Genomic DNA, 8,060 nt, shown 5'->3' on the forward strand with positions numbered 1-8,060 from the left:
GAGTCGCACCCGGAGCGGCTGCTGGAGAAGGCCATCAAGGGGATGCTGCCGAAGAACAAGCTCGGCCGGGCGATGAGCAAGAAGCTCAAGGTCTACGCCGGACCGGAGCACCCGCACGCGGCCCAGAACCCGCAGCCGTACCAGATCAACGCGAAGGTCGAGAAGTGACTGAGGGACCCGAGGACCAGCCCGTGACCACGCCCGCCGCGGAGGAGACTCCGCTGTCCGAGACCGTCGGCGACAGCGTCGGCGAGATCTTCGCCGAGGAGGAGGCCCCGCGCGAGGTCGCGCCGATTCCGGCCGGCCGCCCGGTGCAGACCGTCGGTCGCCGCAAGCAGGCCATCGTGCGCGTGCGCCTGGCGCCGGGCAGCGGCGGCTTCAAGCTGAACGGCAAGGCGCTCGAGGACTACTTCCCGAACAAGGTGCACCAGCAGATCATCAAGGAACCGCTGACGCTGGTGGACCGCGCCGAGGGCTTCGACGTGACCGCGAACCTGCGCGGCGGCGGCCCCTCCGGGCAGGCCGGCGCGCTGCGCATGGCGATCGCCCGCGCGCTGTCGCAGCTGGACGGCGATGACCGTCCCGCGCTGAAGAAGGCCGGGATGCTCACCCGCGACTCGCGGGCCAAGGAGCGCAAGAAGTACGGCCTCAAGAAGGCGCGCAAGGCTCCGCAGTACAGCAAGCGCTGACCTTTCGTACGATCCACGGGAGCAGTCGCGGCGTCGCACCCGGCGCCGAGGCTGCTCCCGTGGTGTTTGTGCCCGGCCGGTGCCGGGCTCGGCCTGCCGTCGACCCAGGAGGTTTCGCTGCCCATGTCCCGGCTGTTCGGCACCGACGGGGTCCGCGGTCTGGCGAACGCGGATCTGACGCCGGAATTGGCGCTGGCGGTCTCGGCGGCCGCCGCCCGCGTGCTCTACGACCGGGACGACTCCCGCCGCCGGGTCGCGGTGGTCGGCCGGGATCCGCGGGCGAGCGGGGAGATGCTGGAGGCCGCCGTCACGGCCGGGCTGGCCTCGGAGGGCATGGACGTGCTGCGGGTGGGCGTGCTGCCCACGCCCGCGGTGGCCTACCTGGTCGGTGAGCTGGGCGCGGACATCGGCGTGATGATCTCCGCTTCGCACAACCCGATGCCGGACAACGGGATCAAGCTGTTCGCCGCAGGCGGGCACAAGCTGCCGGACCTGGTCGAGGACGAGATCGCCGACCGGCTCTACGAGCAGGTGCAGCGTCCTACCGGACAGCACGTCGGCAGGGTGCGCGACGTGCCGGACGCGGTGCAGCGCTACGTGGACCACCTGCTGATCGCGACGCCGCAGCGGCTGGACGGCATCAAGGTCGTGGTGGACTGCGCGAACGGCGCCGCTTCGGTCCCCGCGCCGGAGGCGTACAGCAGGGCGGGCGCCGAGGTCGTGGCGCTGCACGCCGAGCCGGACGGCCTGAACATCAACGACGGTGTGGGCTCGACGCACATGGACGCGGTGCGCGCCGCCGTCGTGGAGCACGGCGCCGACCTGGGCATCGCGCACGACGGGGACGCGGACCGCTGCCTGGCGGTGGACGCGGCGGGCACCGTCGTGGACGGCGACCAGATCCTGGCGATCTTGGCCGTGGCGATGAAGGAGACCGGCGAGCTCTCCGACGACACCTTGGTCGCCACCGTGATGAGCAACCTCGGCCTGCACCTGGCGATGCGGGAGCACGGCATCAAGCTGCGCACCACCGCGGTCGGCGACCGCTACGTGCTGGAGGAGCTGCGCGCGGGCGGGTTCTCGCTGGGCGGTGAGCAGTCCGGGCACGTGGTGCTGCCGGGCCACGCGACCACCGGCGACGGGCTGCTCACCGCGCTGCGCGTGATGGGCCGGATGGCGGCCCCCGGCGGCACGCTCACTTCGCTGGGCACCACGATGCACCGGTTGCCGCAGGTGCTGGAGAACGTGCGAGTCGTGGACAAGTCGGTGGCGGTGTCCGCGCCGACGGTGGCGCAGGCCGTCGCGGATGCCGAGGCCGAGCTGGGTGAGCAGGGCCGGGTGCTGCTGCGCCCCTCCGGCACCGAGCAGCTGGTGCGGGTGATGGTGGAGGCGCCGAGCGAGGAGATCGCGGACGCGACGGCGCGGCGGATCGCCGAGGTCGTTGCTGCCATCCGGTGATCTTGTGATTTAGGTCTCCGTTGCGCGGCGCAAGTGTGAGATGCTGCTCACATGGGTGCCATCGTCGTCGCCATAGTCGCAGTCGCGGCCGTCCTGCTGGTCGGGGCAATCATCGTGCTCGGCACGTTCGCGATCTTCGGGTCCAAAGCCATCAACGCAGTGCACGATGGCGGTCAGTGGTGGGTGAACCGCCGTCAGCGCCGCAGGCATTGAGCGGGGTGCGGTGATGCGCGGAGGAGCCTTCGGCGACCTGCTCATCGTGGTCGTGCTTCCGCTGGCAGCGATGCTGCTGTCGGTGCTGCTGACCTACTTCCTGACCGTGGGCTGAGCCGCTGCGTGCGGAAGGCCGCGAGCCGGTTGGCTCGGCGGCCGATTCTTGTTGTGCCCATCGACCGGGCCGCGTTCGCGATTGCAAGTGTTCTGCCCGACTCGCCTCCATCGCCGGCGCACCGCTGCCAGGATGCGTCGATCGAATTCGCCGCGACCGGCCGGTGGAGGGCAGCCGTGACGACGGGAACGGGCACTTCGGGCCAGGACGTCCAGCGCGCGGCGCAGGCGTTCGCGGACGCGGCTGGGCGAATTCGCGCGCAGGCCGAGCAGATCGATGCGTGCGGGGCCGAGCCGGATCCGGCGGGCCGCCAATTCGGGCCGGAAGGTTCCGCGTACCGGGAGGCGATGCGCCGGCTCGGCGCGAACGTCCGAGCGTTCGCGGAGCGGAGCGACGAGTTCGCCGCGGCTTTCCGGACGGTCGCGCGCCGGTATTCCGAAATCGACCGGGCCGGGGCGGACGAGCTCGGGAAGGTGCGATGACCGAGCCGATGCGCGGGTTCGACGCAGCCGGGCGGCGGTTGAACGAGGCCGGGGTCGTGCACACTTCCGACGAACTGCTCGACGATGGCGCGCACGGTCTCCGGTTCTTCCGGGAATTCTTGCCGCTGCTGGCGGAGTGGACCGGGCAAGAGCTTGGATTCGACCGCCATGTCCTGGAAAGGTACGACCGGCTGCGCGGTATCGACTTCGGCGCGTTCCGGGAGGACGCGCGGCTGCTCGATGCGGTGCACCGGGCGTTGCTGGCGGACTACGAGTTGATCAACGGTGAGTTCCGCGCTGCGTTGCGGACCTGGGAGGGTGAGGCGGCGGAGTCCGCGGCGGCGAGCATCGATGAGCACACCGGCGCGGGCAGTGCCGTGCTGGACGAGCTCGCGGCGTTCGGCGGGGCGATCCCGCCGGTGATCGACGGCATCGAGCGGGCCGTGCGCGAGTACGCGAGGTTCGTGCTGGACCTCGCCGCGGACATGGAGTGCGCGGGCAGAACGCCGGACGGGACCAGGGCCGAGATCCGCAAGGCGCGCGGAGATCTGCAGGTCGCCGATCTGGCGCGGGTGGACGACGTGTTCACCGGTGCGTTCTCCGGCTACGCGCCGAGCGCGAAGGACTTCATCGCCGGGAAAGGCCCGGTGCCCGGGATCCCGGGAGCGAAGAAGGCGTGCGACGAGCTGCGGCGGAATGTGGTCGAAGAAGCCGCGAAATGGCTCGACACCGCTTTCGAACCGGAGTTGCAGGCGAAGTTGCGGCAGTTCGAGCAGCAGAGCGGCAGCACGCAGGAGTGCGTGCAACGGGCGTACGACCAGTTGCTGAGTGCTGTGGAGATCAGCGAGAACCCATTTCGCCGGGTCGGCGTCCGACCGGCCGAGCACACCGCCGATTCCGCTGCTGCGGGAGGCGAGGACCGACCTGCTGGAACGACACCGCAGTCGGCGGAATCGAGCCCGGATGCCGAGCCGGTGCGGGCTGGGGACGGTCCGGTCGCCGGCACGGGTGAGCCGGGTCCGGCCTCGACCGCTCCGCAATCCGCGGGCTCGGACTCGATGAGCGAAATGGGAGGCAGCGTGCAGAGCACGTTCGCCGACCTGTCGCAGCGCCTGTTCGCCGGCGGTCTCGCGCCGGAGCAGGGCCTTCCTGAGCAGGGGCATTCCGTCCCGTTCGGCGGCCCGCCGTCGCACAGCGGCGCGATCGGGCTCGCCACCGCGGACCAGTCCGGGACCGGCGGTTCGCGAGGGGCGACGGGGTTCGCCTCGATCTCCGAACCGGAGGAGGCGCGCAGCGAGCAGCGGTCCGCGGGCTCCTCCGCCGGAACGATGGGCGCCGGAATGCTGGGCTTGGGGACCATGGCCGATGACCAGGCAGGCGACCAGGAACGCCCTGCCGGTGATCGGCGTGCGGAGGCGTGGTTCGACGTCGCCGGTCCGGGAACGACGCCGGTCTTCGGCGAAGATCGGGAGTGACGCGAGCGTGGTGTTGCTGAACCAGCGGGTCGCCGACGAGATCACCAGCTTGGTCGCCAGGCACCGCTACGGCATCGAGGACGGCCGGGACGCGGTGCGCTCGGCCGAGCAAGCCGCGGCCGAGCGGAACGCGCAGCTGCGCGCGGAAGCCGCCGAGCGGCGCGCGGGCCTTCCCGAGCTGGGCGCGCGGGCTCACGAGCAGCGGGACCGCCAGGACGTCGAGCGCCCCGCAGCAACGCCCCGGCGACCGGTGTTCGAGGACGACGAAGACTTCTCGGCCGGGTCCTGGCTGCGCTGACCCGCCCGTAGGGCACGAGCCGCCGGAAAGCCTTCAGGCCGCGCCCGCGCGGGTGCCGGACGTCCGGCTGCGGACCTGGTCGATCGCGGTCCCGGAGACGTCGTTGTCCAGCAACACGTCCCCGCGCTTGTCCCCGGTCAAGGTTCGCAGCAGGAACGCGGTGAGCAACGCCCGGGACAACCGCCGCGTGCCCCACTCGGACTTGCCGTGCAGCAGCAGCTCGCTCCAGTGCCGCCCGTCGGTGTAGCCGAGGTGGCTGGCCTTCTTCAGCTCGCGCAACTGCACCGGCCCGCCCCAGGTGGCGGCGATCGGCTGGGCGTTCGCGACCGCGGGCGCCAGCAGGTCGTTGCCGCCGGTCAGGTGCAGGCCGGGCACGGTCACCCCGGACGCGGCCGCTACCGCGGACGGCGCGGTCTCGGTGACCGCGAACGTGCCGACCGCGCGGACCCGGCTGTCCTCGGCGGCGGCGAGCACGGCGCTGCCGCCGCCCATCGCGTGCCCCGCGACGGCGAGCCGGTCGGCGTCGACGCTGATCCCGCCTTCACCGAGCCGCACGCCGACGCAGATGTCCAGCGCGGTCCGCAGGTCCGCGGCGAACAGCCGGTGCGAGGCCAGCGGCCCGCGCTGGGTGCCGGGAGCGGCGGCGACGATGCCCCACGAGGCGAGGTGCCGCAGCAGCGACCCGTACCGGCGGGGTGATTGCAGCCACCCGTGCCCGAATGCGACGGCGGGCAGCCCGCGGCCGCTGCGCGGGGTGCACACCACGCCGGGCATTCCGACCAGCGCGAGGTCGCCGTGCAGCACCTCGTGCGGTCCGCGATGGGCCAGTTCTTCCAACGCCTTCTTGGCATTCCGCGCCATGGTCGGTCACGGTAGCCGACGAGCCCCCCGCACCGCCGCAGCCACGGTCCGGCCCGCGCGGGCGCCCGCCCGTTCTGAGCGGTTCCAGCGCGGTGGCTACGCTGGCTCGAGTGTGCGGGATCGTGGGTTACGCAGGACATCGGCAAGCACTGGACGTCGTGCTGGACGGGCTCAGACGGCTGGAATACCGCGGGTACGACTCCGCGGGAGTAGCGATGCTCGACGGCGCGGGAGGGCTCGCGGTCGAACGCGCCGCCGGTGCGCTGTCCAATCTGGAGAGCAAGCTGGCCGGGCTGGACGGCGCCCGGTTCACCGCCACCAGCGGCATGGGCCACACCCGGTGGGCCACGCACGGTGCGCCGACCGACCGCAATGCGCATCCGCACCAGGACACCGCGGGCAAGGTCGCGGTGGTGCACACCGGCATCATCGAGAACTTCGCCGTGCTGCGCGCCGAGCTGGAGGCCGCCGGTGTCGAGATGACCAGCGAGACCGACACCGAGACGACTGCGCACCTGGTCGCCGCCGCCTACTCGGCAGGCCCCGGCGCCGGTGACCTCAGCGCGGCGGTGCGCGCGGTGGCCGCTCGGCTGGAGGGCGCGTTCACGCTGGTCGTCACGCACGCCGACGAGCCGGGCAAGATCGTCGCGGCGCGCCGTTCGTCACCGCTGGTGGTGGGCGTCGGCTCCGGGGAGAACTTCGTGGCCTCGGACGTCGCGGCGTTCATCGAGCACACCCGGGACGCGGTGGAGCTCGGCCAGGACCAGGTGGTGACGATCACCCCGGACGGCTACCGGGTGACCGACTTCGCGGGCGAAGAGGTGCCTGCCAAGCCGTTCACCGTGGACTGGGACCTGTCGGCCGCCGAGAAGGGCGGGCACGACTACTTCATGCTCAAGGAGATCGAGGAGCAGCCGGAGGCGCTGCAGAACACGCTGCGCGGGCACTTCGCCCGCGGCGGGGTGGTCCTCGACGAGCAGCGGATGACCGAGCAGGACCTGCGCGACATCGACAAGGTCTTCGTGGTGGCCTGCGGCACCGCGTACCACTCGGGCCTGCTGGCGAAGTACGCGATCGAGCACTGGTGCCGGATCCCGGTGGAAGTGGAGCTGGCCAGCGAGTTCCGCTACCGCGACCCGGTGCTGGGCCGCGACACGCTGGTGGTCGCGATCTCGCAGTCCGGCGAGACCGCGGACACCTTGGAGGCGGTGCGGCACGCGCGCACCCAGCGCGCCCGCGTGCTGGCGATCTGCAACACCAACGGCGCGCAGATCCCGCGCGAGTCCGATGCGGTGCTCTACACCCACGCGGGTCCGGAGATCGGGGTTGCGGCGACGAAGACGTTCCTGGCGCAGATCACCGCGAACTACCTGGTGGGCTTGGCGTTGGCGCAGGCTCGGGGCACGAAGTACTCCGACGAGGTGGCCCGCGAGTTCGACGAGCTGGCCGCGATGCCGGAGGCGGTGCGCCGCGCGCTGTCCACTGTGGAGCAGATGCGCGAGCTGGGGCGTGCGCTGGCGAACTCCAAGGCGGTGCTGTTCCTCGGGCGGCACGTCGGCTATCCGGTGGCGCTGGAAGGCGCGTTGAAGCTCAAGGAGCTCGCCTACATGCACGCCGAGGGCTTCGCCGCCGGGGAGCTCAAGCACGGCCCGATCGCGTTGATCGAGGACGGCCTGCCGGTGGTGGTGGTGATGCCTTCGGCGAAGGGCCGGGCGCTGCTGCACTCGAAGATGCTGTCCAACATCCGCGAGATCCAGGCGCGCGGGGCGCGCACCATCGTCATCGCGGAGGAGGGCGACGAGGCGGTGCGCCCGTTCGCCGACGAGCTGGTGGAGATCCCGGCGGTGGCGACGCTGTTGCAGCCGCTGGTCTCGACGGTTCCGCTGCAGGTGCTGGCCGCCGAGATCGCGCGTGCCCGCGGCTACGACGTGGACAAGCCCCGCAACCTCGCCAAGTCCGTCACCGTCGAGTGAGCTAGCCGACCGCGTTCGGCGTGCGTCGCGCCCGACGCACCGCGACGTCACTTGATCGATGTGATCGGTTGGGAGTGAACGACTCGTCGGTCCGGCTAGATTGGTCGATCGGTCGCTCCGATCAACTCGGCCGGATCGAGCGATGTGCGGGGCGTGTCGGCACGGCTCCGGCGCTCGCCGTTGATCAGCGGGGCCGGGGGTGCCGGTGGTAGCTCCGGGAAATCCGGTCGGACGGTCCGTTCACCGGCGAACCTCGGGAGGTCGTGCGTGCAGGGAGTGTGGACCCCGGAACAGATCCGGGCGGCCGAAGCCGAGCTGTTCGGCGAGGTCCCGGAACCGGTGGTGATGCGCCGGGCGGCCTACGCGGTCGCGCTGCCCGGCTCGCGGCTGCTGGCCGAGTCGTGCGGGACGCCCACGGGCAGGCACGTGACGCTGCTCGTCGGCGGCGGCAACAACGGCGGTGACGCGCTGTGGGCCGGGGTGTACCTGCGGCGCC

The 8,060-nt window shown here is 71.8% G+C and carries 10 protein-coding genes; 9 read left to right on the forward strand and 1 reads right to left on the reverse strand.

Features of this window, described 5'->3' with window-relative positions; all coding sequences use genetic code 11:
• The 7 genes from IJH84_RS03865 to IJH84_RS03895 all read left to right on the forward strand — a co-directional run.
• On the forward strand, positions 1 to 168 hold a 168-nt coding region (locus IJH84_RS03865; protein ID WP_295140257.1), incomplete at its 5' end, for an uL13 family ribosomal protein.
• Positions 169 to 254: 86 nt separating this feature from the next.
• The gene (gene rpsI / locus IJH84_RS03870) at positions 255 to 689 is read left to right on the forward strand and encodes a 30S ribosomal protein S9 (protein ID WP_295140260.1); all 435 of its coding nucleotides are present in this window, start codon (positions 255 to 257) and stop codon (positions 687 to 689) included.
• Between the two features lie 123 nt (positions 690 to 812).
• Positions 813 to 2,147, forward strand: a complete 1,335-nt coding sequence (glmM, locus tag IJH84_RS03875; protein WP_295140235.1) for a phosphoglucosamine mutase — start codon at positions 813 to 815, stop codon at positions 2,145 to 2,147.
• Positions 2,148 to 2,198: 51 nt separating this feature from the next.
• Positions 2,199 to 2,360 carry a hypothetical protein gene (locus IJH84_RS03880; RefSeq protein WP_200068433.1) on the forward strand — a complete coding sequence of 54 codons (162 nt, stop codon included), beginning with the start codon at positions 2,199 to 2,201 and terminating at the stop codon, positions 2,358 to 2,360.
• Positions 2,361 to 2,651: 291 nt separating this feature from the next.
• A complete protein-coding gene (locus IJH84_RS03885; RefSeq protein WP_200068434.1) occupies positions 2,652 to 2,957 on the forward strand; it encodes a type VII secretion target in 306 nt (101 codons plus the stop codon).
• Positions 2,954 to 4,432, forward strand: coding sequence for a hypothetical protein (locus IJH84_RS03890; protein ID WP_295140244.1), 1,479 nt, complete (start codon positions 2,954 to 2,956; stop codon positions 4,430 to 4,432). The genes IJH84_RS03885 and IJH84_RS03890 overlap by 4 nt, the downstream gene beginning before the upstream one ends.
• Positions 4,433 to 4,439: 7 nt before the next feature.
• Positions 4,440 to 4,730, forward strand: a complete 291-nt coding sequence (locus IJH84_RS03895; protein WP_200068436.1) for a hypothetical protein — start codon at positions 4,440 to 4,442, stop codon at positions 4,728 to 4,730.
• A gap of 33 nt (positions 4,731 to 4,763) precedes the next feature.
• On the opposite strand, the gene IJH84_RS03900 is transcribed toward IJH84_RS03895, so the two are convergent.
• A complete protein-coding gene (locus IJH84_RS03900; RefSeq protein ID WP_200068437.1) occupies positions 4,764 to 5,591 on the reverse strand; it encodes a dienelactone hydrolase family protein in 828 nt (275 codons plus the stop codon).
• Between the two features lie 110 nt (positions 5,592 to 5,701).
• Between IJH84_RS03900 and glmS the strand changes: the two genes are divergently transcribed.
• The gene (gene glmS / locus IJH84_RS03905; protein WP_295140249.1) at positions 5,702 to 7,564 is read left to right on the forward strand and encodes a glutamine--fructose-6-phosphate transaminase (isomerizing); all 1,863 of its coding nucleotides are present in this window, start codon (positions 5,702 to 5,704) and stop codon (positions 7,562 to 7,564) included.
• Positions 7,565 to 7,831: 267 nt separating this feature from the next.
• On the forward strand, positions 7,832 to 8,060 hold a 229-nt coding region (locus IJH84_RS03910; protein ID WP_295140254.1), incomplete at its 3' end, for an NAD(P)H-hydrate epimerase.

It is taken from the genome of Saccharopolyspora sp., from assembly GCF_017434145.1.
GTDB classification, from domain to species: Bacteria; Actinomycetota; Actinomycetes; order Mycobacteriales; family Pseudonocardiaceae; genus Saccharopolyspora_C; species Saccharopolyspora_C galaxeae.